This is a genomic window from Nocardioides sp. YJ-D4, assembly GCF_054031495.1.
This window is the reverse complement of record NZ_CM132932.1, coordinates 1403090-1427539: the sequence shown is the minus strand read 5'-3', so window position 1 is coordinate 1427539 and position 24450 is coordinate 1403090. Positions and strand designations below refer to the sequence as shown.

The following is a 24450-nucleotide window of genomic DNA, read 5'->3' as shown; positions in this document are numbered from 1 at the left end:
TAGACTGCGGCCATGGCTACGTACGACGACCCGCGGATCCTGCGCGCGATCGCCCACCCGACTCGCAACCGGGTGCTGCACGAGCTGTCCGCAGCGGGATCCCTCCGCGCCGCGGATGTCGCGCAGCGCACCGGCATCCCGGCCAATCAGGCCAGCTTCCACCTGCGCCAGCTGGCGAAGTACGGCCTGGTGGAGGTCGACCCCGACGCCGGCCGGGACAAGCGCGACCGTGTCTGGCGGCTCACCGACGACGACATCACCATCAGCCCGAGAGAGATGGTCCAGCAGCCGGGAGGCGAGGCGGCGTACACGGTGTTCCAGCGCAGCTCCGTCGCCTGGGGCCACCACCTGGTCGACGAGGCCTTCAAGGTCTCTCCGGAGGACGATCCCGCGAAGCGTTACGTGTCGGAGTCCTCCCTGCGGCTGACCAGCGACGAGGCGCTCCAGCTGCAGCAGGAGCTGAACCAGATCGTGGGGCGCTACCGCGACACCGGCCGCCAGCCATCCGGCGAGGAACGGGACCTCTACTCGGTCTACCAGATCGTCCAACCGATGCCGGACCTGGCCGGTGAGCCCGATCCGGAGGCGGCGACGTGAGTCATGTCTCAACGCGCGCCTCAGGCCTGCTCCTACTCGCGAGTCACCGAGAAGTTGGTTTACCGTCCGAAGTCGCGGCCATTCCAGGACGCCAGTAGGGAGATAGACGAACGATGAGCACGAGCCAGATCGCCGAGAAGCGCGAGGTCCGCGAAGCCAACCGAGTCGAGGGCCACAACGCCCGGTCCTGGCTCCTGGTCTCCGCGATGCGTACGGAGATTTTCGACGACGCCCAGCTGAGCCGAGCCGACCAGATCATCCTCGACATGGAGGACGCGATCGACACCTCGCTCAAGTCGCAGGCGCGCGAGAACGTGACCAGCTGGCTCAAGGGTGGCGGCCGTGCCTGGGTACGCATCAACGACTGGACCACCGAGGACTGGAGCGAGGACCTCGCGGCGCTGGCCGGGATCGAGACGCTCGCCGGGGTGATGCTCGCGAAGACCGAGTCGCCGGACCAGGTGACCGACACGTTCCAGCGGCTCGGCGGCTCGACCCCGGTGATCCCGCTGCTCGAGTCGGCGCTGGGGATCGAGGACGCCGCGACGATCGCTCGCGCCCGCGGTGCCTATCGGCTCGCGTTCGGCTCGGGTGACTACCGCCGCGACACCGGTGCGGAGAACGACCCGCTCGCGATGGCCTACCCGCGGACCAAGCTCGTCCTCGCCTCGCGGATCGGCAACCTCCCGGGCCCGATCGACGGCCCGACCGTCGGCAGCAGCCACCCGCTGCTCCGTGAGCAGGGCGCAGACGGCGTCGCGATGGGCATGACCGGCAAGCTCTGCCTCGATCTCGAGCAGCCCGCGGTGATCAACGAGTCGTTCAGCCCGTCCCCGTCGGACGTCACCTGGGCCTACGAGTTCCTCCACAAGTTCGAGGAGGGTGGCCGCGTGATCCGCGACGGCAGCGACAAGCCCCGGCTGGCCCGCGCCGAGACGATCAAGCGCCGCGCGGAGCTGTTCAAGATCAAGCCGGACACCGAGGCCTACGACGCCCCCTCGGCGGGGCCGAGCGTCTACTGATCGACGCCGACTCGGCGCTCTGGGATGGGACAGACGCGCCGGGTCGGCACGGCTCAGCTAGCGTTGATGTCGTGGATCTGCAGCAGCGCATCAATGACCGGGCCGGTGAGATTCTCCTGTTCGCCGTCACCCCGCCGAGGGTGACGACGGCACCCGAGAGGGTGCAGCAGATCGCGGAGGTCACGCTCGAGCGGATCCGGCCCCTCGATGTCGACGGGCTGATCCTCTACGACATCGACGACGAGTCCGACCGCAACCCCGAGGAGCGGCCGTTCCCGTTCGTACGCACCCTCGATCCCGCCGAGTTCCTCGAGCGCAACCTCGTCGGTCTTGACGTGCCGGCCGTCGTCTACCGGGCCACCGGGAAGTACGACGAGCCGACGCTGCGCGACTGGGTCAAGACCCAGGACCCGGCCAAGGCGCTGTCGGTCTTCGTCGGCGCCTCCTCGGGTGAGAAGCGGGTCGCCACCAGCCTGCGCCGCGCCCAGCAGATCCGGAACGAGGCCAACCCCGACCTGCTCCTGGGTGCCGTCGCGATCCCTGAGCGGCACACGGCCAAGGGCGACGAGCACCTCCGCCTGATCGCCAAGCAGGAGGCGGGCTGCTCCTACTTCGTCACCCAGGTCGTCTACGACGTCAACGCCGCCAAGAACCTCGTCTCCGACTACCGCTACGAGTGCGAGACCCGTGGCCTGCAGCCGGTGCCGATCGTGTTCACCTTCTCCGTCTGCGGCTCGATGAAGACCCTCGAGTTCCTCCGCTGGCTCGGCGTCGACGTCCCGCGCTGGATCGAGAACGAGCTGCGTCATGCCACCGACACCCTCGACGCCTCGCTCGAGCAGGCCGAGGCGACGGCGATCGAGCTGATGTCGTTCTGTCGTCAGCTCGGTGTGCCGTTCGGCATCAACATCGAGTCCGTCTCGATCCGCAAGGTCGAGATCGAGGCCTCCGTACGTCTGGCCGAACGGCTCCGCGGCAAGCTCGCCCGCTGAGGTCGGTCGGCGCGGAGCGGCTACAGCCCCGTACGCATCGCCCACAGCTCGGGGAACAGGATGATGTCGAGCTGCTTGCGCAGATAGGAGACACCGCTGGTCCCGCCGGTGCCGACCTTGAACCCGATGATCCGCTCGACGGTGGTCACGTGCCGGAACCGCCAGACCCGGAAGGCGGTCTCCAGGTCGGTGAGCTCCTCGCCGAGCTCGTAGAGGTCCCAGTGCTTCTCCGGGTCGCGGTAGACCTCGCCCCAGGCCGCCTCGACGGCGTCGGAGGCGGCGTACTCCTGCTTCCAGTCCCTGTCGAGATGGTCGGCCGGGATGTCGAAGCCGCGCCGGGCCAGCAGGCGCAGCGACTCGTCGTAGAGGGACGGACGTCCGTACGCGGCCAGCACATCCTGCTCGTGCGGCCGCCCCTCGTGCACGCGGAGCGTGTAGGCGGCCTTGTTGCCGAGTGCGAACTCGATGCAGCGGTACTGCCACGACTGGAAGCCCGAGCCGGTGGCCAGGTAGGGGCGGAACTTGTCGTACTCGGTCGGGGTCAGCGTCGAGAGGACGTCCCAGGCGTGCACGAGCTGCTCCATGATCCGGGAGACCCGGGCCAGCCCCTTGAACGCCGGGCGCACCGCATCCCCGGCGAGGAGGCGCTGAGCCTCGGTCAGCTCGTGCAACGCGAGCTTCATCCACAGCTCCATCGCCTGGTGCTGCACGATGAAGAGCATCTCGTTGTGGTCGCCCGAGAGCGGGTGCTGAGCGCCGAGCACCTCCGGCAGGTGGAGGTAGTCGGAGTAGTCCATCGGAAGGTCCTGCGTGCTGCTCATGTGACTGCTCCTCGGGTCCAGAAGCGCTCGTCGCGCCATTCGTCGTTGTCCATCACCGAGACCAGGTGGTCGACGGCGTCCCAGACGTCGACGTAGCGGGTGTAGAGCGGGGTGACGCCGAAACGGAGGATGTCCGGTGTACCTGCTCGGAAGTCGCCGACCACACCGCGCTCGATGAGCGCCTGCACGATCGCGTACGCCCCGTCGTCGGCGACGCTCAGCGACAGCTGGCTGCCCCGCTGGGTGTCGTCCAACGGCGACTCGATGGCGAACCCGGGAAGCCGGGACGCGACGAGGTGGGCGAAGAGCCTGGTCAGCGCGAGCGACTTCTCCCGGATCGCCTCGAGACCGCCGTACACCTCGGCGGCCAGCAGCGTGTCGACGCCGCACTCCAGGGCGGAGATGCCGATGACGGCGGGGGTGCCGGACAGGTAGCGCGAGACCCCCTCCGCGGGCCGGTAGCCCGGCGACATCTCGAACGGTGCCGCGTGACCCATCCAGCCCGACAGCGGCTGCTCGAAGCGGTCGACGTGGCGCGGGTTGACCCACAGGAACGCCGGCGAGCCGGGGCCGCCGTTGAGGAACTTGTAGCCGCAGCCGATCGCGAAGTCGGCGTCGGCGCCGCGAAGGTCGACCGGCACCGCACCGGCCGAGTGACACAGGTCCCAGACGGCAAGGGCGCCGTGCTCGTGCGCGAGCGCGGTCACCGAGGCCATCGAGTGCAGGTAGCCGGTGCGGTAGTTGACCTCGGTCAGCATCAGCACCGCCGTGCGGTCGAGCAGCCCCTCGATCTCCTCGGGGGAGTCGAACAGGATCAGCTCGTAGCCGCGCTCGCGGCACAGCGAGGAGGCGATGTAGAGGTCGGTGGGGAAGTTGCTCCGCTCGCTGACCACGACCCGGCGCTCAGGTGAGTCGACGGACGCGATCGAGAGCGCCGAGGCGAGGACCTTGTAGACGTTGAGCGAGGTCGAGTCGGCGACCACGACCTCGCCCTGACCGGCGCCGACGAGCCGGGCGATCTTGTCGCCGACGCGCTGGGGGAGGGTGATCCAGGACGCGGTGTTCCAGGACTCGATCAGCCCCTGGCCCCACTCCTGGGTGACCACCTCGGCCACTCGGCCGGCGGTGGCGCGGGGGAGTGCCCCCAGCGAGTTGCCGTCGAGGTAGATCGTCTTCTCGGGCAGGTCGAAGAGGTCCCGCAGCGGAGCCAGCGGGTCGGCCTGGTCGAGAGCGACCGCATCGTCGCGGTTCATTCGGCAGTCTCCTTGATCGGCCTGAGCACTGCCCGCACGGGCGCGGCGTCGGCGGTGGTGAGCTTGAGGGGGAGCGCGATCAGCTCGTAGTCGCCCGCAGGAACCTCGTCGAGCAGCAGGTTCTCCAGGATGCGTACGTCATGACGGTGGGTCGCGAAGTGGGCCGGAAGATCCTTGGAGGAGGACGGGTCGAGGCTGGCCGCGTCGGTGCCGACCAGCTGCACGCCGTGGGCGGCGAGGAGGTCGATCAGGGCCGGGTCGATCGCGCAGAAGTCGTCGTCCCAGGTCGTCGGCTGGGTTGCGTACGTCCGGAACAGCACGCGCGGCGGCAGGTCCGTAACGTCGATGTCGTCGACGGTGACCAGCGGCCGCACCCCCGAGACGTCGACCACGCGGCACCGACCGAGGAACGGCTCCAACGGCATCTCGCCGGCGGGCGTGCCACCGTCGGTGAAGTGCAGCGGAGCGTCCGCGTGCGCGCCGACGTGGGCCGACAGGGTCAGCTCGGCGACGTTGACCGGGCAGCCGGGGCCGATCCGGAACGTCCAGCCGACCTCGGTCGCGTGGTCACCGGGGAAGACCGGCGAGTCGACGTGAACGGGTGGTGAGATGTCCCACAGTTGCGCCATGTTCCGCAGCCTAGACGACCCGATTTTCCGTCGACTCGGCGCGTCGTGACAGGTCATCCCGTCGAGTCGGCGCATCGTGACCGATCATCCCGCCGAGTCGGCGCGTCATGACGAGCCGACTCGGCGCTTCAGGCGGAGAAGAACTCCGTCGCCACCGGAGCCAACGCCGACGCCTTGACCATGTGGTCCTGCCCGTCGAGGACGACGTAGCGGCCCTCGGGAACGGCCTGGGAGATCGCCTGCTGGGCGTTGGTCATGTAGGTCGGGCTCTTGCTGCCCGCCACCGACAGCACGGGCACCGACACGTTCTTGAAGTAGCCGCCCGGCAGGGGCAGACCCTGCTGGAACGGCACGCACATGCCCAGGTCGTAGACCAGCGTGTGGGCGACCGGGGTGAGCTTCTTGAAGGCCGGGGTGAGACGCATGATCTTGATTGCGACCAGCGGCATGCCGACCACGCGCATGAACAGCTCGATCGCGGCGGCCCGCTTGCCCTTCTCCACCAGCTTCTCGACCTGCTGCGCCAGGTCGGCGTCGTTGGGGCGGTGGGTGTCGTCGAGGATGAGCGGCGCCTCGTAGGCGACGATCTTGTCGATCGGCAGCCCGGCCCGCGCGCCCTCGAGGGCGAGGAAGGCGCCGGAGCTCAGGCCCAGCAGATGGGCGTGTCCGCCGGCCGCCTCGATCACTGCCCCCAGGTCGGCGACCTCCTGCTCCACCGCTTCCATCGTGCCGGCGGCAGCAGGCTTGGCGATGTTGCTGTCGCCGCGGCCGCGACGGTCGTAGCGGTAGACGGTGAACCGGTCCGAGAACGCGTCGGCCAGCTCCTTCGACGGCCCGAAGCCGCGGTAGCACATCGCCCCGTCGACCAGGACGAGCGCCGGGCCGGTGCCGACGACGTCGTAGGCGATCTTGGTGCCGTCGGCTGAGGTGGTGGTTGTGGTCATCGTTCTGCTCACTTCTGTCGCGGTGGTCGAGCCTCAGAAGACCCGGTTGATACTGACGCGTCGGACGAGACCCCGTCGCTTCGACACGCGGCCGCACGTTTCTCGAGAAGCTCCTGTTCGCCGGCGTTGGTGGTCAACGAGGCCGCCTCGTCGAACGCCGCCGCGGCCTCGAGGTGCCGTCCGGCCCGGTGCAGCAGGTCACCACGTACGCCGGCGGGCAGATGCGACCCCGGAAGCGCTCCCTCGGGGAGTGCCGCCAAGATGGCCAGCCCGGCATCGGGACCGAAGGCGCGCCCGTGCGCCACCGCGCGATTGACCTCGATGATCGCCCCCGGGACGCCGGTCGCGAGCATGTCGTAGAGGCGTGCGATCTCGGCCCAGTCGGTGTCCTCGGCCCGCCGGGCGCGGCCGTGGCACGCGGCGATCATCGCCTGCACCAGATAGCTCCCGCCGGGCGTGCCGGAGGAGGCCAGCGCCGTCGCCCGGTCGACCGCGGCCAGGCCACGGCGCAGCAGCAGCTGGTCCCAGCGGGTCCGGTCCTGGTCCTCGAGCAGCACCGGGTGACCCTCGGCATCGGCCCGGGCCGCGAGCCGTGACCCCTGGATCTCCAGCAGCCCCTGCAGCGCCTGCGCGTCGGGATCCCCCGGGGCGTGCGCGGCCAGCATGCGGGCCAGCCGCATCCCCTCCAGGCACAGCTCGGGGCGCGTCCACGACGGCCCCGACGTCGCCGCGTACCCCTCGTTGAAGACCAGGTAGATCGTCTGCATCACGTCGCGCAGCCGTGCCGTCCGCTCCTCGCCGGTGGGCAGCTCGAACGAGGCCCCGACCTCGGCCAGAGTGCGCTTCGCCCGCGAGATCCGCTGGCCGACGGCCGACTCCTTGGCGAAGTAGGCCCGGGCGATCTCGGCGGTCGTCAGACCGCCCACGAGCCGCAGCGTCAGCACCGTGCGGGAGTCGGGCGCCAGCGCCGGATGGCAGGAGAGGAACATCAGCCGCAGCACATCGTCCTCGATAGGTCTGAACGCAGTGGCCTCGACCGCGGCAGCCAGGTCAGGCATCTCACCCTCCTCCAGTTCATGGCCCAGCAGGGCGACCTTGCGGCGCAGCACCTCGTCACGGCGGAACCCGTCGATCGCGCGCCGCTTCGCGATCGACATCAGCCACGCGCCGGGGTTGCGAGGGATGCCCTCGTGCGGCCACTGCTCCAGCGCCGCGACGAGGGCATCCTGGGCGAGGTCCTCGGCCAGGTCGAGGTCGTGCGTCATCCGCGCCAGACCGGCGAGGAGACGTACGGACTCGTTGCGCCAGACCGCGACGATCGCGTCCTCGGTGGGCGAGCTCATTCAGCCGGGGTCGGCGGACCGAACAGCGGCCGCATCTCCACGGCCACGTCCTGCCCCGGCCACAGCTCCTCGTGGAGCTGGATCATCCGGCGTCCGAGCTCGATCGCCTCGTCGGGTGAGCGGACCTCGAAGAGCGAGAACCCGCCAGCGACCTCCTTGGCCTCCGCGAAGGGCCCGTCGATGTGGGTCACCTCCCCAGCGGTCAACCGGATCTCCACCGCGGGACCGAGCCCGTCGGCGTCGAGCAGGATGCCGTCGGCGTACTGCTGCTTGATCTCGGCCTCCACCGCCTCGATCAGCGCGGCCGGCGGCGGCCCGGCGTCGGGGGCCATCTTCACGAACATCATGTAGCGCATCTGCGTCTCCTTGCGTGTCGGCGTCGCGTCCGTTGCGCGTCGTCGCCTACGCGTCGAGGAGAGCCTGCCGCTTTCGACACGCCCGCACCAGAGATTTCGGTACGTGTCGCCCTAAGGCGCCTACGACGCCTTCGACGCCTTCGACTTCTTCGTCTTCTTCTCCTCGGCCTCCTCGGCCTCCTCGGGGACCTCCTCGCCGCGCGACTTCTTGGCCGCGGCGACCGAGCGCTGCAGGGCGGCGAGCAGGTCGACGACCTCGCCGGAGGTCTTGGTGGAGGTGGGGGTCCGCTCGACCTCGCCGCCCTCGATCTTGGCCTTCACCATCTCCTCGACGGCGCTGGCGTAGTCGTCGGAGAACTCCTCGGGATGGAAGTCGCCCGCGAGGGTCTCGACGAGCATGTTGGCCATCTTGATCTCGGAGTCCTTGATCTCGCCGGCCTCGACCTTGAAGTCGGGCACCCGGATCTCGTCGGGCCACATCATCGTCTGCAGCACGATCACGTCGCCGTTGTCGGTCGGCCGCACCCGGAGCGCCGCGACCGTGGTGCGCTGCCGCAGGGCGACGGTCACCAGCGCGACCCGGTCGGCCTCGAGCAGGGCCTGGCGCAGCAATGCGTAGGGCTTGACCCCGGTGTTCTCCGGCTCCAGGTAGTAGCTCTTCTCGAAGAGCATCGGGTCGATCTGGTCGCTCGGCACGAACTTCTCCACCGCGATCTCACGCGAGGAGGTGGTCGGCAGGTTGGCGAAGTCGTCGTCGGTGAGCACGACCATCTCGCCGTCCTCGGTCTCATAGCCCTTCGCGATCTCGGAGTAGGGCACTTCCTCGCCGTCGATCGAACAGATCCGCTGATAGCGGATTCGGCCACCGTCGGACTGGTGCACCTGACGGAACGAGACGTCGTGCGACTCCGTCGCCGAATAGAGCTTCACGGGCACGCTGACCAGCCCGAACGACACCGCGCCCTTCCAGATCGCACGCATGGTGACTCCCTCCGTAACGGCAACGTCTCGCCCAGTATCTGCCGTATTCCGTTTTCGCGGTACCCCTTAACCCCACGCGTCACACGGCCTGCTGGAGGCAAGATGGACACATGCGGCCCATGCTCGCCACGCCCGGCGCCCACGTTCCCCCGGGGGAGGAGTGGGTCCATGAGGTCAAGTGGGACGGCATCCGGCTGGTCGGAGAGTCCGAGCAGGGACGTACGCAGACCCGCCTCGCGACGCGCAACGGCAACGACGCGACCCCTGCCTGGCCCGAGATCGCGACCGGGCCGACGCGCGACATCGTCGTCGACGGTGAGGTGATCGCGCTCAACCACGCCGGGCTGCCCGACTTTCGGGTGCTGATGGACCGGATGCACAACCGCGACGTCCGCCGGGCGGCGCGGTTCGCGGAGCGGATCCCCGCGACGTACATGGTCTTCGATCTGCTCCGTCTCGACGGGCGGCTGCTCATCGAGGAGCCCTGGGCCGAGCGCCGCAAGATCCTCGAGGCGGTCCATGCCGACGGCGATCTGGGCTCATGGCAGGTGCCGGCGACGTACGACGATGGCCGGATGCTCCATGAGGTCACGAAGCAGCAGGGGCTGGAGGGGATCGTGTCGAAGCGGCGCGGAAGCCGCTACCGGCCGGGGGAGCGGAGCAAGGACTGGATCAAGCTGGCCCACCGCTACCGGGCCTCGCTGGTGGTCGGCGGCTGGCGACCCGAGGTGGGCACCGAGGGCGGTACCGAACGACTCGGCGCCCTGCTCGTCGGGCAGCCGACGCCCGAGGGGCTGATCTACCGTGGGCGGGTCGGCAGCGGCATCACCGGCAAGCGGGCCCAGCGGCTCGGGGAGCTGCTGCGCGAGACCAGCCGGAGCCCCTTCGCCGGACCCGACGTCGATCCGGACGGGGGAGTGCCGTCGCTGGACGCTCGGGGCACCCACTGGGTCGAGCCGCTCCTGGTCGTCGAGGTGGAGACCCACGGCACTGCTGTCGCGGCGGCGAGCTACAAGGGCCGGCTGCGACAGCCGAGCTTCATCGGCATCCGCGAGGACATCGAGCCGAAGGATCTGTGATGGTCGAACGAGAAGAGGTACGCGTCGAGGTCGACGGCCGGGTCCTGACCCTGACCAGCCTCAGCAAGGTGCTCTATCCACGCACGGGCATGACGAAGGGCGAGGTGCTCAACTACTACGCCCAGGTCGCGCCGGCGCTCCTGCCGCAGCTCCAGGACCGTGCCGTGACGAGGATCCGCTGGCCGCACGGCGTCGGCGACATGTCCTTCTTCGAGAAGAACGCACCGGCCGGCACGCCCAGCTGGGTCCGTACGGTCATCGTTCCGACAACGGGATCCCGAACCGCCGACCACAGGGAGGGAACACTCACCTTTCCGATCCTCGACAGCCTCGCCGCCCTCACCTGGGCCGCGAACCTCTCCGCGCTGGAGCTGCACGTCCACCAGTGGACGGTCGGCAGCGACGGCACCCCGGCAGGCGCGAACCGGATCGTGATCGACCTCGACCCCGGCGAGCCGGCCGGCCTGCAGGAGTGCTGCGAGGTCGCGCTGCTCGTGCGCGAGGCGCTTGCCGCCCGTGACCTCGCCGCGACGCCCGTGCTCAGCGGGAGCAAGGGCGTGCACCTGTACGCCGCCCTGCCCGAGCCCGTCGAGCCGGACGTCGCCACGGCGCTGGCCAAGGAGATCGCCGAGGACCTCCAGAAGGCGCACCCGAGCAAGGTGACCGCGACGATGACCAAGAGTCGCAGGTCAGGCAAGGTTTTCCTGGACTGGTCGCAGAACTCGGGATCGAAGACGACCATCTGTCCCTACTCGCTGCGGGGCAAGGGGATCCCCACGGTCGCGGCCCCGGTGACCTGGGACGAGGTCGCCGAAGGGGCCGAGGATCCGCTCGGTATCGACCAGCTCGGACCTAACAATGTGATCACGCGCTTATCTGAAAGGGGGGATCTCTTCACAAGCCCTACGGGGCTGTAACTATTGTTCTCTTCATGTCGAACTCCGTGCTTGTCGTAGAAGACCAAGAGGACATCGCTGCTCCCCTGGTGCGCACGCTCCAGCGTGAGGGCTATGACGTCACCTGGGTCGACTCCGGCAAGAAGGCGCTGGAGCTGCTGGCACCTCCGTACGACGCCGAGCTGGTGCTGCTCGACCTGGGCCTTCCGGACATGGACGGGCTCGAGGTCTGCAAGGCCGCTCGAGACAACGGCTACGAGGGCGGGATCATGATCCTCACCGCCCGTGACGCCGAGATCGACCTGGTCGTGGGGCTCGACGCCGGTGCCGACGACTACCTGGCCAAGCCGTTCGCGCTGGCCGTCCTCCAGGCGCGGGTCCGCGCCCTCCTGCGCCGCTCGGGCCCGGTCGAGCCCGGCGCCGACGACGACGCCCTGCGCATCGACGTGGCTGCCCACCGGGTCTACGCCGGCGAGCGCGAGGTGACCCTGACCGGCAAGGAGTTCGCGCTGCTGGCCGTCCTGGCCGCCTCCCGCGACAAGGTCGTCTCCCGCGACCGGCTGATGGCCGAGGTCTGGGACGAGAACTGGTACGGCTCGACCAAGACGCTCGACGTCACCGTCGGACGCCTGCGCCAGAAGCTCGAGGCGGCCGGTGTGCAGGAGAAGGTCGTCGCCGTCCGCGGCGTCGGTTTCCGTCTCGAAGCAGCGGAGTAAACGCAAGTTCGACACGGTGTCATACGCGTGTTCAGTGCGTGAGATGTTTCACAAACGACGGCAAAGCCACGCGTGAACACGCCGTTTGTGCTTCAGATTCGGCCATTCGGGATTGGATCCGTTCCAGATCGCATGTCACCTTGGATGAGCCGTGCAGAACGCACGACCGGCCCCGGTACACGCCGAATCCTGTCCCTCCGGACGCCGGCCCCTACTACTGAACCCCCTTTACCCTCACACTCAGCAGTACGTATGGGACAGGAGCGGGGGACCCAAGTTCCACGCGACTAACTCGGACGGTCGCTTGGGGTGAAGCCATCGCCACGATGGCCGGGCAACCTTCTAGCCCGAACCCGACAGCTCACCTCGCAGGCGTGGGAAGGAACTCACGCATGTCCAAGTCCGTATCTCATCCTGCCCATCGAGGCGCGCCCCGCCCGTTCCGGTCGCCGAACGTCTCGATCGCCCGGACGATCGCAGGATCTCTCAGTGGCCACGGCAAGCTCCTCGGCCGCATCACCCTCGCCAGCGGCATCGCCGCCGGTGCCCTGGTGGCAGTCCCCGCCGCCAACGCCGCGCCGGCCTCCCACGAGACCACCTCCGTCGAGTCGGCCGTCGAGCCGGCCAAGGTGGTGGAGGCTCCGACCCTGGAGGCCTCGGCCACCCCCACGGCGATGCTCACCGACATCAAGCAGCTCGAGAGGGCTGTCGAGGTGCAGGAGCGCAAGGCCGAGGCAGCCCGCAAGGCGGCCGAGGCGAAGCGCAAGGCAGCGATCGCCGCCAAGAAGGCCGCGGAGGCGAAGAAGAAGGCCGAGGCCGAGGCCAAGGCCTTCGCCGCGAGCCAGGAGGGCAAGATCGAGCGCGCGATCAGCGTCGCCTCGGAGCAGATCGGCGACCCGTACGTCTGGGGTGCCACCGGTCCGAGCTCGTTCGACTGTTCCGGCCTGACGCAGTACGCCTTCAGCGCTGCCGGCATCGAGCTCCCCCGGGTCTCGCGCGACCAGGCGGCTGCGCTGCCGACGATCCCGAACGACCAGATCCAGCGCGGCGACCTGATGTTCTGGGGCAGCCCGGTCTACCACGTGGGCATCTTCCTGCGCTGGGAGAATGGTCAGGCGATCATGCTGCACGCCCCCAAGCCGGGCGCGTCCGTTCGTGAAGAGGCTGCCTGGGACGGCTGGTTCGCCGGCTCGACCCACCAGGCCTGAGGCTTCTCGGGACCCATATATCCCCCTGGCGCTCGCCCTCCGGTTCCCCTACCGGAGGGCGAGCGCATATTTGCGGGGTCGGCGAATCGGGCGGCGAACCACCGGTCAAGTAACCTGTAAGACGTGGCAGGCCCCGAATTCGACACCGAGATCAAGCAGCTCCAGGCAACGATGCAGACCATCGGCCAGGTGCTGGACCTGGACGCGATGCGCAAGGAGATCGCCGACCTCGGCGAGCAGGTCGCCGCGCCCGACCTCTGGGACGATCAGGACAACGCCACCCGCGTCACCGGACGTCTCTCCCTGCTACAGGGCGAGCTCAACAAGTTCACCGAGCTCCGCACCCGCATCGAGGACCTCGGCCTGATGGTCGAGATGGCCCAGGAGGAGGGCGACGCCGACTCGCTCGCCGAGTCCGAGGCCGAGCTGGGCCGGGTGAAGAAGGCCGTCGAGAGCCTGGAGATCCGCACCCTGCTCTCGGGGGAGTACGACTCCCGCGAGGCCCTGGTGACGATCCGCTCCGGCGCCGGTGGCGTCGACGCCGCCGACTTCGCCGAGATGCTGATGCGGATGTACGTCCGCTGGGCCGAGCGCAACAAGTACCCGGTCGAGGTCTTCGACACCTCCTACGCCGAGGAGGCCGGGCTGAAGTCCGCCACCTTCGCGATCCACGCCCCCTACGCCTACGGCACCCTCTCCGTCGAGGCCGGCACCCACCGTCTGGTGCGGATCAGCCCCTTCGACAACCAGGGCCGTCGCCAGACCTCCTTCGCCGCGGTCGAGGTCGTGCCCGTGCTGGAGCAGACCGACGAGATCGAGATCGACGAGAACGACATCAAGGTCGACGTCTACCGCTCCTCGGGCCCCGGTGGCCAGTCGGTCAACACCACCGACTCGGCGGTCCGGCTGACCCACATCCCGACCGGCACCGTGGTCTCCTGCCAGAACGAGAAGTCGCAGTTGCAGAACAAGGCCGCCGCGATGATCGTCCTCAAGGCCAAGCTGCTCGCGCTGAAGAAGGCCGAGGAGGAGGCGCAGATCAAGGAGCTCAAGGGCGACGTCGCCGCCTCCTGGGGCGACCAGATGCGCAACTACGTCCTCAACCCCTACCAGATCGTCAAGGACCTGCGTACGACCTACGAGGTCGGCAACCCGCAGGCGGTCTTCGACGGCGACATCGACGGGTTCCTCGAGGCCGGCATCCGGTGGCGCCGCGGCGCCGAGAAGGCCGAACAGAACTGACCTGATGGTTGCGCTGACGCGCACCAGGCTTCCACTCCCAGGCCGAGGCGCGGCGTACGTCTTTGACGCCTACGGCCCTGAGGACGGGGTGCCGATGGTGCTGTTGCACGAGCTCGGTGGCAGTGCGAAACGGTGGCAGGGTGTGGTGCCGCCGTTCGCCGATGCCCACCGGGTGCATGCCTTCGACATGCGTGGACACGGGGACTCGGATTGGGCCTCGGAGTACTCCCACCGGCTCATCGCCGACGACGTCATCGTGGCGATGGACGCGCTCGGGATCTCGGGCGCCGTGGTCGTCGGGCACTCGACCGGCGGCAACGTCGCCCTCCTGGTCGCGATGCACCGGCCCGACCTGGTCTCCCGGCTGATCATCGAGGACGTGGTGCCACCCGCGCCGCGCCAGCGCAGGTCGCCCGGGCGCCCGGCACGGCCGATGCCCCACGACTGGGAGTGCATCGCGTCCCTGCTGGTCGAGGCGACGATGTACGACGCGTGGATGTGGGAGCAGCTCGAGCTGCTGCCCATGCCGACCCTGCTCGTGGCCGGTGGCGGCAACAGCCACATCCCGCAGTCGGATCTGGAGAAGGTCGCCCAGCGGATCCCGCAGGCCGACCTCGTCCACTTCGACGTCGGTCACTTCGTGCACCGCAATCAGCCCGCCGAGTTCGCCGACACCGTCCTGGCCTGGCTCGCGTCGCGGTCCTGAATCCGACCCGTACTGCGTCGCGGGTGGGATCCCCATCCCTAAGGACCCCACCCGCTCTCGCCAGCCGGCTCTGCTCTGACTCAGTGCCCGCGGCGGCGCGCGCCGCCCGGTGAGGTGCCTACCCGGCCCGAGCGACTAAGTCGATTAAAGCACTCGACTTTGGGTCGGCGCAAACGACGCGCCGGGACCGGGCCTCGATCGAGAACCTCAGGCGTCGGCGGCGGCCGCGGTGAGGGTCACCAGGCACCAGCGGGAGGCGCGCTTCTGGACCGTCGCGGGCGCCTCGCCGGCCTTGCCGGTGAGCTCGCAGGAGAGCCAGGCGTCGCCGAAGAGGCCGCGGTGGACCACCTTCGTCTGCTTCTTCGCGTCGGTGCAGGTGAGGGCGACCGACGGCTTCCCGTACGCAGGGGTCGACGCGGCCTTGCAGCCCTTGGGCACGCTCTTGGTCATCTGCGTGGCCCAGTCCAGGGTGACCGGCGGCGCGAAGACCCAGGCCCGCGCCGAGGTGGCCGAGTCCTCCGGCCCGGTCCAGATGCAGCCGTACTCCTGCGCGACATCGTTGACCTGGCCCGAGATGGCGGTCTGGTCGCCGTCGCCGTAGGCCTTCTTCTCGGCGGCGGCGCCGCCGAGCGCCTCGGTCGCGTCCTCGGTCGGGACGCGGTCGCAGAACGCGCCGCGGCGTACGTGCATCGTGGTGGTGTCCGTGGTGCTCAGGTCGCCCTTCACCTCGGGGACCTCGGGCTCGTCGTCTTTCAGGGTGAGTACGCCGACCCCGACCGCGATCGCGGTGAGGACTACGGCACCGATGAGGATCCGGACTGCAGAGCGCACGCCGTCAGAGTACAGGGGCAGGTATGTCCGAGCCGAAGTGCTGAGCCCACCACCGTTGCACTACCCTCGGTGCGGTGATCCGCTTCGAGAAGGTCAGCAAGGCCTACCCAGGGCAGGCGCGCCCCGCCCTCAACAGCCTTTCGATCGACATCCAGAAGGGGGAGTTCGTCTTCCTCGTGGGCCAATCCGGCTCGGGGAAGTCGACGGCGCTCAAGCTGATGCTGCGCGAGCAGCGCCCGACCACCGGTCGGGTCTACGTCGCCGGCAAGGAGATCAATCGGCTCGCCGGCTGGAAGGTGCCGCGGCTGCGCCGCCAGGTCGGCACGATCTTCCAGGACTTCCGCCTCCTGGCCAACAAGAACGTCGCCGAGAACGTCGCCTTCGCGATGCAGGTGACCGGTCACTCCAACCGCGAGATCCGGGAGCGCGTCCCGGAGACGCTCGAGCTGGTCGGCCTCGACGGCAAGGGCGACCGGATGCCCGACGAGCTCTCCGGTGGTGAGCAGCAGCGCGTGGCCGTCGCCCGCGCGTTCATCAACCGGCCGATGATCCTGATCGCCGATGAACCGACCGGAAACCTCGACCCCGGCAACACCGTCGGCATCATGCGCCTGCTCGACCGCATCAACCGGTCCGGCACCACGATCGTGATGGCGACCCACGACGTCCAGATGGTCGACCAGATGCGCAAGCGCGTCATCGAGCTCGAGCACGGCCACCTCGTACGCGACCAGGTCCAGGGCGGCTACGGTGCCCAGTTCTGAGGCGCCAGCTCTGAGGCTTCAGCTCTGAGCTGACCCTCGTTCTCGACCAGGTCCCACAACCCAGAAAAGGTTCCTCGACCCGCCATGCAGCTGCGCTATGTATTCACCGAGCTCCGCCAGGGGCTACGCCGCAACCTGTCGATGCACGTCGCGGTGGCCCTGACGCTGCTCGTCTCGCTCACCCTCGCCGGCGTCGGCCTGCTGCTGCGTGAGCAGGCCCAGCTGACCGAGGAGGTCTGGGGCGACGAGCTGCAGATCACGTTCTACATGTGCAACGGCGCCAACGACCGCAACCCGCAGTGCGCGGGTGCCGTCGACGACAGCCAGAAGAAGGTCATCACCGACGCCCTCGAGGACAACAGGTACGTCGACAAGATCGAGGAGGAGAGCCAGGAGCAGGCCTACGAGCGGCTGCAGGCTCTCGACGTCGAAGGCGTCAGCGGTCCCGACCCGGTGGTCAAGTCCAGCGACATGTGGGAGTCCTACTGGGTCACGATGACCGACCCGCACCACTCCGCCGAGATCATCGAGGCAGTCGCCGGCCTGGACGGCATCGACCACGTCGGTGACGTCCACGAGGTCACCGGGCCCATCCTCGCCGCCGTCGACGGGCTGCAGAGCGCGGCGCTGGTCGGCGCGATCGTGCTGGTCATCGCGGCGCTGCTGCTGGTCGCCAACACCATCCGGCTGGCGGCCTTCGCCCGCCGTCGTGAGATCGGGATCATGCGACTGGTCGGTGCCTCGACCCTCTACATCGCGCTGCCGTTCCTCCTGGAGTCGCTCGTGGTGGCCCTGGTCGGGATCGGACTGTCCGGGATCGCGCTGGCCGCGGTGATGTACTTCGGCGTCGAGCAGCGGCTCTCGTCCACCGCGGTGACCCAGTGGGTCGGCTGGGAGGAGTTCTTCAGCTCCTTCGCGATCGTCGCGATCCTCGGCATCCTGCTCACGCTGGTCCCGACACTCCTGCTCACCCGCAAATACATCAAGGTCTGACCCGGATCCCCTACCGTCGAGCCGTGCACGTCTTCCCCCGTGCCGGTTCGCTCGCCGCTGTGCTCAGTTGCGCCGTGGTGGCCGCCGTGCTGCTCTCGCCCACCCTTCCCTCCTCCGCCGACGAGAAGGACCGCCTCGAGCAGGAGCAGCGCGAGGTCCAGCAGGACCAGAAGGCCGCCGCCGAGGATCTCGAGCACTCCAGCGCCGGCCTGCGCAAGGCGTCGGCGACGTACGCCGCGGCCCGGAAGAAGCTCGACCAGGCCCAGACCCGCCTCGACGAGCTCAACGCCAAGCTGGTCGAGGTGCAGGCCGCGCACACCAAGCTCGAGGCCGAGCTCGCCGAGCAGAAGCTGCTGCTCGCCGAGGCGAAGCGGGAGCTCGCCGAGGGCCAGGCCGAGGTGAAGGTTCAGCGCGAGGAGATGCGCGACGCGATCCTGACCCGGTTCACCGGGGGAGACCCGCGGCTCGCCCAGGCGGCGGCGCTGCTCTCCGGAGGCTCCCTCGAGGACCTGATGCGCCAGCAGACGTACGTCGACGCGGCTTCCGCGGGGCAGGACGCCACCCTCCAGCGGATGGAGGCGACCGAGACCATGCTCGTCGTCCGCGAGGGCGAGGTGCAGGAGGCGACCGACGCCATCGCGGCCAAGGAGAAGGAGGCCCGGCAGCTGGTCGCCGAGGTCGACTCGCTCCGGGACCAGGCCGCCGCCGCCCACGCCGAGATGTCCACGCTCGCCGACCAGGCGGCCACCGCGAAGCAGTCGGCCGAGGCGGCCCGGGCGGCGGACGCCGCCGAGCTGCGCAAGCTCGAGGCCGAGGAGTCGGCGCTGCGTACGAAGATCCGGTCGCTCGCCTCGGCGAGCTCCGGCTCCGACCGCAACGTCGGGTCGGTCGGCGGGCTCTTCGGGCCGCCGGTGACCGACACCTACGTCACCTCGCCCTACGGCATCCGCAAGCACCCGATCTACGGCTACGTCTCGCTGCACAACGGCACCGACTTCTCCGCGCCCTGTGGCCGCCCGCTGCTCGCCGTCGACTCGGGGCAGATTATCTCGACCTCGTACTCCAGCGTGTGGGGCAACCGCCTGCACCTGTATCTCGGCAAGGTCAACGGGCACTCCTACACCGCCGTCTACAACCACATCTCGAGCTACGCGAGGACCTCAGGGTCCGTCGGACGCGGTGAGACCGTGGCGTACGCAGGGACCACCGGCTGGTCCACGGGCTGCCACCTGCACTTCACGATCCTGCGCGACGGCACTCCGGTGGACCCGGCACCACTGCTGGGCTGAACTCTGGCGGCTGAGCCCTGGGGGGTATCGTCACCTGCTCGTCCGGTCATCCCCCACTGCCACCGGAGGCAATGCTGTGCACCCCGCGCGACTCGGCGCCATCCGTCTGAGCCGTCCCCTGCTCGCGCTGCTCATCGGCTGCGTGCTCGCCGGGACGCTGATCACCCCGCTCGCCCGAGCCGACGACTCGCTCGAGGACCAGCAGGAGCAGATCGAGAAGGAGAAGGAGGCGGCCCAGCACGCCGTCGAGCACTCCAGCGACGCTCTGCAGCGGGCCACCAGGGCCCTGGCCGCCGCCCAGAAGAAGCTGGCCGGCGCCCGGTCCCGGCTCGAGAAGATCGACGTACGCCTGCGGGCGGCCGCCCGTGAGCACCGCCGTGCCGAGGCGTCCCTGGAGCGGCAGCGAGCCGTGCTCGAGGCTGCGCGTACGGACCTGCGCACCGCGCGGAAACGGGCGGCCGCGTCCCAGGACGACCTGCGCGACACGATCCTGGAGGAGTTCACCGCCGTCGGCGACCCGCGGCTCCAGGAGTTCTCGGCGCTGCTCGAGGGCGCGACGCTGGAGGAGCTGATGCGGCGGCGCAACTACACCGACGCGGTGACCTCCTCGAAGGCCAGCACGCTGGAGCGGCTGCAGGCCGGGGAGCGCCTGGTTGCCCGTCGCGAACGCGGCCAGCGCCGGGCCACCGCGGCGGTGGCGGCGACCGAGAGGACTGCCGCCAGGAAGGTCGCCGAGGTCAAGCGGCTCCGAGCCCGCGCGGCCGAGGCCCGCGACGAGATCTCGGCCCTGGTGACGCGGACCGCGGCGGCCAGGACGAAGGCCGCCGAGCTCGCCGAGGAGGACCGCAAGGTCCTCGCCGAGCTCGAGAAGCAGGATGCGGCGCTCAAGGAGAAGATCGCCGCGCTCGCCGAGGGCGCGCAGAACCGGACCGTCGACACGCTCGTGGGCATGTTGGCGATGCCCGTCGCGGACTCCTACGTCACCTCGCCCTACGGGATGCGCACTCACCCGACCACGGGGGAGTACAAGCTGCACGACGGCGTCGACCTGCACGCCCCCTGCGGAACGCCCCTGCGGGCTGCCGAGTCGGGCACGGTCATCGCGCAGGAGTGGAACGACGCGTACGGAAACCGACTGCACCTGTTCCTCGGCAACATCAACGGGCACTCCTACACGGCCGTCTACAACCATCTCGAGGCGTACCGGAGCGCTGTCGACGACACGGTCGCGCGCGGCGATGTCATCGGGCTCGCCGGGACGACCGGCTGGTCCACCGGATGCCATCTGCACTTCATGATCCTCCGGGACGGCGAGATCATCGACCCGATGCCGCTGCTGGGTCTGTGACTCGTCCCTAAACGTTTCGCGGTCATGACCCTGCGCCTGAGAGAATGGAGGAATGGCGAAGGAGCAGGGGCGCAAGATGATCGCGCAGAACAAGAAGGCGCGACACGACTACCACATCGAGGACACCTACGAGGCCGGCATGGTCCTGCAGGGCACCGAGGTGAAGTCGCTGCGTGAGGGTCGCGCCTCCCTGGTCGACGGCTTCGTCGACATCGACCGTGGCGAGGCCTGGATCCACGGGATCCACATCCCCGAATACCTCAACGGCACCTGGACCAACCACTCCGCGCGCCGCAAGCGCAAGCTCCTCCTGCACCGTGCCGAGATCGACAAGATCGAGCGCAAGGTCTCCGAGAAGGGCCTCACCGTCGTCCCCCTCGCCCTCTACTTCCTCAACGGTCGCGCCAAGGTCGAGATCGGCGTCGCCAAGGGCAAGAAGTCGTGGGACAAGCGCAACACCATCGCCGAGCGTACGGCCAAGCGGGAGGCCGAGGTCGAGGTCGGCCGGAAGCTCAAGGGGATGAAGGGCTGACGGGTTTTCCGCCGGCGAATAACCGAGTGGGGAATGCTGGCGGGGGGCTGTAGTGTTCTCTTACTGCCTGCACAACGGGCATTGACAAATCAAAAGGGGCTGATCGGTTTCGACTTGGGACGTTGCTCCCAGGGGAAGCGGGTCGAGGAGCCAGCGTCATCTCGTAAACGATCGCTGGAAACCAATAACTGCCAACGCTAAGCGCAGTTCCTTCGCTCTCGCCGCCTGACGCGGTGATCGAAGCGTCTGACCGAGTATCCGTCTCCGGCTCGGATCCAGGCGTCATCTAGGAGACTCCACCTCATGCACATGCCGACGGGGCATGAGGGACATCTAGTCGGCTGAGCCTGTCGGGGACGTGTCTGCGTCGAGCCCCGGGGATGAGAGAACGCCACCCACAGACTGCACCCGGAGAAGACCTGGCACGGCGCTCGAGGACCGGGGTTCGATTCCCCGCAGCTCCACAAACCTTTGGCCGACGTGTGCCCTCCATTCGGAGGGCCACGTCGGTTTGTCATTTTCAGGCGACGCTTCGCGTCGCGGCGGGGGCTTCGCCACCCGCACCCCCTTAGTTCCGTGTGGCTGATGTTTCGGTGGGCGGAAGACTTCCTGTTGTTCACCTCCCTGGCGAGATGACTTCTCTTGCGTGCGCGATAGGGTTGTGAGGCGTACGTCACATGGAGGTAAGGATGTTCGAGGAAGGACAGCTCTACTCACCCGTCACCGTGGGCGAGGATGGGCAGGTCGAGGTGCATCTGGGGGACAATCACCCCGGGTTCGCGGACCAGGACTACCGGGCACGACGCAGCGAGATCGCTGGCGCGGCGCTCGGTTGGAAGCCGGGGCAGCCGGTGCCCCGGATCGACTACACAGACACGGAGAACGAGATCTGGCGCACGGTGTGCCGTGAGATCGCGCCGCTGCACGCGAAGTACGCCTGCCGCAACTACATCGCGGCCGTGGAGGCCCTCAACCTCCCGCAGGATCGGGTGCCACAGCTCGACGAGGTCAGCGCCGGCCTGAAGCCGCTGACCGGCTTCGAGTACGTCCCGGCCGCGGGGATCGTCCCGCTGGAGGAGTTCTACGGGAGCCTGGCCGACGGGCAGTTCCACTCGACGCAGTATCTGCGTCACCACGCCGTGCCGCTCTACACCCCGGAGCCCGACATCATCCACGAGGTGATCGGCCATGGGAACCTCCTCGCCGATCCTCAGGTCGCCGAGGTCAAGCGCCTGGCCGGCGCCGCCGCGCGTCGTGTCCAGACCAGGGAGGCGCTCCAGGTCGTCGCCGACGTCTTCTGGTTCACCATCGAGTTCGGCGTGCTGTACGAGGACGGTGACATCAAGGCCTACGGGGCCGGGCTGCTCTCCTCCTACGGCGAGATCGAGGAGATGCACGAGGTGGAGGTACGTCCGCTCGACTTCGCCCAGATGGCGACGGTCGACTACGACATCACCCACTACCAGCCGGTGCTCTTCGCGGCGGAGTCGTTCAGCCACATGGTCGATGAGGTCGGCAACTTCTTCGCGACCTGCGACGACGACACGCCACAGCGTCTCGGTGCCGTCTAGACCGTTTCGACCGGTTCCGAGGCGTTAGCCTCGGATGATGATCGACGGCTACCGTAACCGCGCGCTGGAGGCGGCGCTCGCCGCCGCCGACGCCGACGCGGTCGGTGCCGCGCTGCGTACGGGGCAGGTTGTCGTTCCCCAGCTCGACGAGGCTCGGATCAGGGTCTTTCCCGGGGATCGCGGCAACCGGCCACCGTACGAGGCGATGCTCTTCTCCTCCCAGGCGGCGCTGGAGACCTTCCTGGCCGAGGACACCCGCCGGCGGGCGCAGCTGCGCACCGCCGACGGGCTGCGGGAGTTCCTCACCGCCAACATCGAGGAGATCGCGTACGTCACCTTCGACCCGGCCGGGCCGAACCGGTACCGGGCGGGGATCAAGGACGTGCTCAAGGCGATCGGTCCCAAGCCGCACGTCGACCTGCGGCTGCCGAAGGCGCAGGAGTGGTACGTCGTGGACATGTCCGACGAGGACGTACGCGACTACCAGCTCGCCGACCTGGCCGCCAAGGTCCTCCCGAAGGTGCAGCGGTCCAGGGTCGAGCAGCCCGACTGGGCACAGTGGATGGCCGCCGCCAAGGACGCGGCCGTCGAGCAGGGCGCGGCGTTCCTGGCCTTCTGGCTGCAGCGAGTCGGGCGGCGCCCGGCCGGGCTGGCGGTCGCGTTGAGCCGGCCCGCCCCGTTCGGCATGGTGCGGCACCCGCTGCAGGCCGAGACGACGACGGTGGGGGAGCGGTGGGTGGCCTCGCCCGACCGGCTCTACGAGTCGCGGCTGATCTACTCCTTCCCGCACCCCGACCTCGCCGACCTGGCCCTGCCGACCGTCGACCTCGTGGTCGCGACCTTGTCGTGGGGAGACGAATCGTGAGCTGCGTCTTCTGCGACGTCGTCGCCGGTGACCTCGCGGCCGAGGTCGTCTTCGAGGACGAGGGCTTCCTGGCCTTCCTCGACCATCGACCGGTGCAGAAGGGCCACATCCTGATGGTGCCGAGGCAGCATCTCGCCACACTCCTCGATCTCCCTCCTGACCTGCACGAACGCTTCGTCGCCAACGCCCAGCGCCTGGCCGCAGCGGTCGTGGACGGACTCGGCGCCCAGGGCAGCTTCGTCGCGGTCAACAACGTGGTCAGTCAGTCCGTCCCACACCTCCACCTGCACGTCGTCCCGCGCACCCGCGGCGACGGCCTCAAGGGCTTCTTCTGGCCCCGCCACAAGTACGCCGCCGGCGAGCAGAAGGAATACGCCGACCGGCTGCGCGCCGTGCTGGGCTGACTCCGGGCTGAGTTCACCGAGGCGTACGGCTTCGGCCATCGAGGCGTCGGGGCGAGGTCGGGGAGGGCCGATTCACTCGAGATCAGTTGTTGTCCACTGATCCCGGGAGTGCGCAATGTCGCTGTCGTCCGTCGCGTCCAAGACCTTCACCTCAACACTGGCCGGCGTCGCGCTGGCAGCAGGCACGATGATCGTTCCGGTGGCGGTCAACGCCGTCGAGGCCAACCGGGCCGACGACATCACCGTCACCGCCCACCGCGGGGCGAGCGCGTACGCCCCGGAGAACACCCTCGCGGCCTTCGCCGTCGGCATCGAGCAGCGGGCCGACTGGATCGAGTCGGACGTGCAGGCCACCAAGGACGGCGAGCTCGTGCTGATGCACGACACCACCCTGTCACGCACCACCGACGTCGAGCAGCGCTTCCCCGGCCGCTCGCCGTGGAACGTCAAGGACTTCACCCTCGCCGAGATCAAGACGCTGGACGCCGGCTCCTGGTTCAGCGAGGAGTACGCCGGCGAGCCGGTGCCGACGCTGAAGGAGATGGTCGAGCAGGTGCGGCCGACACGGTCCGGGATCCTGATGGAGCTCAAGTCGCCGGCGCTCTACCCGGGGATCGAGAAGAAGGTCGCGGCCGAGTTCGACTCGTTCCCGGGCTACATCGACTCCGCGGTCGCCGCCGGCCGTCTCGCGGTGCAGAGCTTCGACTTCGGCTCGATGAAGACCTACAAGGGCATCCAGCCCGAGGTGCCGGTCGGCCTGCTCGGCACTCCCGCCTACGCCGACCTGGACAGCTACACCTGGGCCGACCAGATCAACCCGCACTTCGGCTCCTTCGACGCGGGCTACGTCGCCCGGGTACACGCGCTCGGGATGCACATCCACTCCTGGACGGTCAACGACGCCGCGACCATGAGCGCCGTCCTGGACCGCGGTGTCGACGGCATCATCACCAACAACCCCGACGTGCTCCGTGAAGTGATCGCCGGGCGGCGTACGCCGTCCCTAGACTTGGGCGATGCCGCCTGAGTCGCTTCGGCAGATCGTCACGCCGCGTTCACCGCACACCG

26 protein-coding genes, 1 other RNA gene and 1 riboswitch are annotated in these 24450 nt (G+C 68.9%); of the genes, 19 read left to right on the top strand and 8 right to left on the bottom strand.

The features are described from left to right. Positions 1-12: 12 nt before the first annotated feature. The 3 genes from ACW14X_RS06860 (at position 13) to ACW14X_RS06850 (ending at position 2611) form a co-directional block, all read left to right on the top strand. The gene (locus ACW14X_RS06860; protein ID WP_160024744.1) at positions 13-597 is read left to right on the top strand and encodes a winged helix-turn-helix domain-containing protein; all 585 of its coding nucleotides are present in this window, start codon (positions 13-15) and stop codon (positions 595-597) included. 113 nt (positions 598-710) lie between these two features. Next, a complete protein-coding gene (locus tag ACW14X_RS06855; protein ID WP_201451086.1) occupies positions 711-1619 on the top strand; it encodes an HpcH/HpaI aldolase/citrate lyase family protein in 909 nt (302 codons plus the stop codon). A gap of 71 nt (positions 1620-1690) precedes the next feature. Beyond that, a complete protein-coding gene (locus ACW14X_RS06850; protein ID WP_457165106.1) occupies positions 1691-2611 on the top strand; it encodes a methylenetetrahydrofolate reductase in 921 nt (306 codons plus the stop codon). 20 nt (positions 2612-2631) lie between these two features. On the opposite strand, the gene kynA is transcribed toward ACW14X_RS06850, so the two are convergent. From kynA to ku, 7 genes are all read right to left on the bottom strand, one after another. Beyond that, a complete protein-coding gene (kynA, locus tag ACW14X_RS06845; RefSeq protein ID WP_457165105.1) occupies positions 2632-3432 on the bottom strand; it encodes a tryptophan 2,3-dioxygenase in 801 nt (266 codons plus the stop codon). Further along, positions 3429-4685 carry a kynureninase gene (gene kynU, locus ACW14X_RS06840; RefSeq protein ID WP_457165104.1) on the bottom strand — a complete coding sequence of 419 codons (1257 nt, stop codon included), beginning with the start codon at positions 4683-4685 and terminating at the stop codon, positions 3429-3431. Before kynU ends, kynA begins: the two co-directional genes overlap by 4 nt. Continuing rightward, the gene (gene kynB / locus ACW14X_RS06835) at positions 4682-5314 is read right to left on the bottom strand and encodes an arylformamidase (protein WP_457165103.1); all 633 of its coding nucleotides are present in this window, start codon (positions 5312-5314) and stop codon (positions 4682-4684) included. The genes kynU and kynB overlap by 4 nt, the downstream gene beginning before the upstream one ends. Positions 5315-5442: 128 nt before the next feature. Then, positions 5443-6258 (bottom strand): alpha/beta fold hydrolase, encoded by an 816-nt coding sequence (locus tag ACW14X_RS06830; protein WP_457165102.1) that lies wholly within the window; start codon positions 6256-6258, stop codon positions 5443-5445. An 8-nt stretch (positions 6259-6266) separates the two neighbouring features. After that, positions 6267-7601, bottom strand: coding sequence for an RNA polymerase sigma factor (locus tag ACW14X_RS06825; RefSeq protein ID WP_457165101.1), 1335 nt, complete (start codon positions 7599-7601; stop codon positions 6267-6269). Beyond that, positions 7598-7957, bottom strand: a complete 360-nt coding sequence (locus tag ACW14X_RS06820) for a YciI family protein (protein WP_160024737.1) — start codon at positions 7955-7957, stop codon at positions 7598-7600. The genes ACW14X_RS06825 and ACW14X_RS06820 overlap by 4 nt, the downstream gene beginning before the upstream one ends. A 120-nt stretch (positions 7958-8077) precedes the next feature. Next, the gene (ku, locus tag ACW14X_RS06815; protein WP_457165100.1) at positions 8078-8938 is read right to left on the bottom strand and encodes a non-homologous end joining protein Ku; all 861 of its coding nucleotides are present in this window, start codon (positions 8936-8938) and stop codon (positions 8078-8080) included. Positions 8939-9048: 110 nt separating this feature from the next. Here ku and ACW14X_RS06810 point away from each other — a divergent pair, with 110 nt between their 5' ends. From ACW14X_RS06810 to ACW14X_RS06785, 6 genes are all read left to right on the top strand, one after another. After that, entirely contained in the window at positions 9049-10017 is a 969-nt protein-coding gene (locus ACW14X_RS06810; RefSeq protein ID WP_457165099.1) for an ATP-dependent DNA ligase, read from the top strand. Beyond that, positions 10017-10934, top strand: a complete 918-nt coding sequence (ligD, locus tag ACW14X_RS06805) for a non-homologous end-joining DNA ligase (protein WP_400458677.1) — start codon at positions 10017-10019, stop codon at positions 10932-10934. Before ACW14X_RS06810 ends, ligD begins: the two co-directional genes overlap by 1 nt. Positions 10935-10948: 14 nt before the next feature. Continuing rightward, complete coding sequence (locus ACW14X_RS06800; RefSeq protein WP_176884042.1) at positions 10949-11629, top strand: response regulator transcription factor; 681 nt, start codon at positions 10949-10951, stop codon at positions 11627-11629. A gap of 227 nt (positions 11630-11856) precedes the next feature. Next, a riboswitch (cyclic di-AMP (ydaO/yuaA leader) is annotated at positions 11857-12019 on the top strand. 2 nt (positions 12020-12021) lie between these two features. After that, positions 12022-12837: a C40 family peptidase gene (locus ACW14X_RS06795; RefSeq protein ID WP_350837301.1), complete on the top strand. Its 816-nt coding sequence runs from the start codon at positions 12022-12024 to the stop codon at positions 12835-12837. Positions 12838-12960: 123 nt separating this feature from the next. After that, the gene (gene prfB / locus ACW14X_RS06790) at positions 12961-14079 is read left to right on the top strand and encodes a peptide chain release factor 2 (RefSeq protein ID WP_160024731.1); all 1119 of its coding nucleotides are present in this window, start codon (positions 12961-12963) and stop codon (positions 14077-14079) included. A 4-nt stretch (positions 14080-14083) separates the two neighbouring features. Then, positions 14084-14785, top strand: a complete 702-nt coding sequence (locus ACW14X_RS06785; protein WP_457165098.1) for an alpha/beta fold hydrolase — start codon at positions 14084-14086, stop codon at positions 14783-14785. Between the two features lie 207 nt (positions 14786-14992). Here ACW14X_RS06785 and ACW14X_RS06780 read toward each other — a convergent pair whose 3' ends face one another. Then, the gene (locus ACW14X_RS06780) at positions 14993-15616 is read right to left on the bottom strand and encodes a hypothetical protein (protein WP_350837305.1); all 624 of its coding nucleotides are present in this window, start codon (positions 15614-15616) and stop codon (positions 14993-14995) included. Positions 15617-15690: 74 nt separating this feature from the next. Here ACW14X_RS06780 and ftsE point away from each other — a divergent pair, with 74 nt between their 5' ends. The 10 genes from ftsE (at position 15691) to ACW14X_RS06730 (ending at position 24409) form a co-directional block, all read left to right on the top strand. Further along, a complete protein-coding gene (ftsE, locus tag ACW14X_RS06775; RefSeq protein WP_008358693.1) occupies positions 15691-16380 on the top strand; it encodes a cell division ATP-binding protein FtsE in 690 nt (229 codons plus the stop codon). An 84-nt stretch (positions 16381-16464) separates the two neighbouring features. Next, positions 16465-17373 carry a permease-like cell division protein FtsX gene (ftsX, locus tag ACW14X_RS06770; RefSeq protein WP_160024728.1) on the top strand — a complete coding sequence of 303 codons (909 nt, stop codon included), beginning with the start codon at positions 16465-16467 and terminating at the stop codon, positions 17371-17373. A gap of 23 nt (positions 17374-17396) precedes the next feature. Continuing rightward, positions 17397-18662: a murein hydrolase activator EnvC family protein gene (locus tag ACW14X_RS06765; protein WP_350837307.1), complete on the top strand. Its 1266-nt coding sequence runs from the start codon at positions 17397-17399 to the stop codon at positions 18660-18662. 76 nt (positions 18663-18738) lie between these two features. Beyond that, positions 18739-20010 carry a peptidoglycan DD-metalloendopeptidase family protein gene (locus ACW14X_RS06760; protein ID WP_457165097.1) on the top strand — a complete coding sequence of 424 codons (1272 nt, stop codon included), beginning with the start codon at positions 18739-18741 and terminating at the stop codon, positions 20008-20010. Positions 20011-20062: 52 nt separating this feature from the next. Continuing rightward, positions 20063-20542, top strand: coding sequence for an SsrA-binding protein SmpB (gene smpB / locus ACW14X_RS06755; protein WP_350716188.1), 480 nt, complete (start codon positions 20063-20065; stop codon positions 20540-20542). A 95-nt stretch (positions 20543-20637) separates the two neighbouring features. Next, positions 20638-21009, top strand: a transfer-messenger RNA (tmRNA) gene (gene ssrA, locus ACW14X_RS06750). 222 nt (positions 21010-21231) lie between these two features. Continuing rightward, positions 21232-22113 (top strand): phenylalanine 4-monooxygenase, encoded by an 882-nt coding sequence (locus tag ACW14X_RS06745; RefSeq protein ID WP_350716189.1) that lies wholly within the window; start codon positions 21232-21234, stop codon positions 22111-22113. A gap of 37 nt (positions 22114-22150) precedes the next feature. After that, a complete protein-coding gene (locus ACW14X_RS06740) occupies positions 22151-22978 on the top strand; it encodes a hypothetical protein (protein WP_457165096.1) in 828 nt (275 codons plus the stop codon). Then, complete coding sequence (locus ACW14X_RS06735; RefSeq protein ID WP_400458657.1) at positions 22975-23382, top strand: HIT family protein; 408 nt, start codon at positions 22975-22977, stop codon at positions 23380-23382. Before ACW14X_RS06740 ends, ACW14X_RS06735 begins: the two co-directional genes overlap by 4 nt. A 115-nt stretch (positions 23383-23497) precedes the next feature. Further along, positions 23498-24409 (top strand): glycerophosphodiester phosphodiesterase, encoded by a 912-nt coding sequence (locus ACW14X_RS06730; protein ID WP_457165095.1) that lies wholly within the window; start codon positions 23498-23500, stop codon positions 24407-24409. The last annotated feature ends 41 nt before the right edge of the window (positions 24410-24450 follow it).

Coding starts and splice junctions, on each gene's coding strand:
- kynB (WP_457165103.1), bottom strand. CDS start 5,314: ATGGCGCAACTGTGGGACATCTCACCACCCGTTCACGTCGACTCGCCG.
- ACW14X_RS06800 (WP_176884042.1), top strand. CDS start 10,949: ATGTCGAACTCCGTGCTTGTCGTAGAAGACCAAGAGGACATCGCTGCT.
- ftsX (WP_160024728.1), top strand. CDS start 16,465: ATGCAGCTGCGCTATGTATTCACCGAGCTCCGCCAGGGGCTACGCCGC.
- smpB (WP_350716188.1), top strand. CDS start 20,063: ATGGCGAAGGAGCAGGGGCGCAAGATGATCGCGCAGAACAAGAAGGCG.
- kynA (WP_457165105.1), bottom strand. CDS start 3,432: ATGAGCAGCACGCAGGACCTTCCGATGGACTACTCCGACTACCTCCAC.
- ACW14X_RS06830 (WP_457165102.1), bottom strand. CDS start 6,258: ATGACCACAACCACCACCTCAGCCGACGGCACCAAGATCGCCTACGAC.
- ACW14X_RS06825 (WP_457165101.1), bottom strand. CDS start 7,601: ATGAGCTCGCCCACCGAGGACGCGATCGTCGCGGTCTGGCGCAACGAG.
- ACW14X_RS06810 (WP_457165099.1), top strand. CDS start 9,049: ATGCGGCCCATGCTCGCCACGCCCGGCGCCCACGTTCCCCCGGGGGAG.
- ACW14X_RS06855 (WP_201451086.1), top strand. CDS start 711: ATGAGCACGAGCCAGATCGCCGAGAAGCGCGAGGTCCGCGAAGCCAAC.
- ACW14X_RS06740 (WP_457165096.1), top strand. CDS start 22,151: ATGATCGACGGCTACCGTAACCGCGCGCTGGAGGCGGCGCTCGCCGCC.
- ku (WP_457165100.1), bottom strand. CDS start 8,938: ATGCGTGCGATCTGGAAGGGCGCGGTGTCGTTCGGGCTGGTCAGCGTG.
- ACW14X_RS06860 (WP_160024744.1), top strand. CDS start 13: ATGGCTACGTACGACGACCCGCGGATCCTGCGCGCGATCGCCCACCCG.
- ligD (WP_400458677.1), top strand. CDS start 10,017: ATGGTCGAACGAGAAGAGGTACGCGTCGAGGTCGACGGCCGGGTCCTG.
- ACW14X_RS06730 (WP_457165095.1), top strand. CDS start 23,498: ATGTCGCTGTCGTCCGTCGCGTCCAAGACCTTCACCTCAACACTGGCC.
- ACW14X_RS06785 (WP_457165098.1), top strand. CDS start 14,084: ATGGTTGCGCTGACGCGCACCAGGCTTCCACTCCCAGGCCGAGGCGCG.
- ACW14X_RS06820 (WP_160024737.1), bottom strand. CDS start 7,957: ATGCGCTACATGATGTTCGTGAAGATGGCCCCCGACGCCGGGCCGCCG.
- ACW14X_RS06745 (WP_350716189.1), top strand. CDS start 21,232: ATGTTCGAGGAAGGACAGCTCTACTCACCCGTCACCGTGGGCGAGGAT.
- kynU (WP_457165104.1), bottom strand. CDS start 4,685: ATGAACCGCGACGATGCGGTCGCTCTCGACCAGGCCGACCCGCTGGCT.
- ACW14X_RS06795 (WP_350837301.1), top strand. CDS start 12,022: ATGTCCAAGTCCGTATCTCATCCTGCCCATCGAGGCGCGCCCCGCCCG.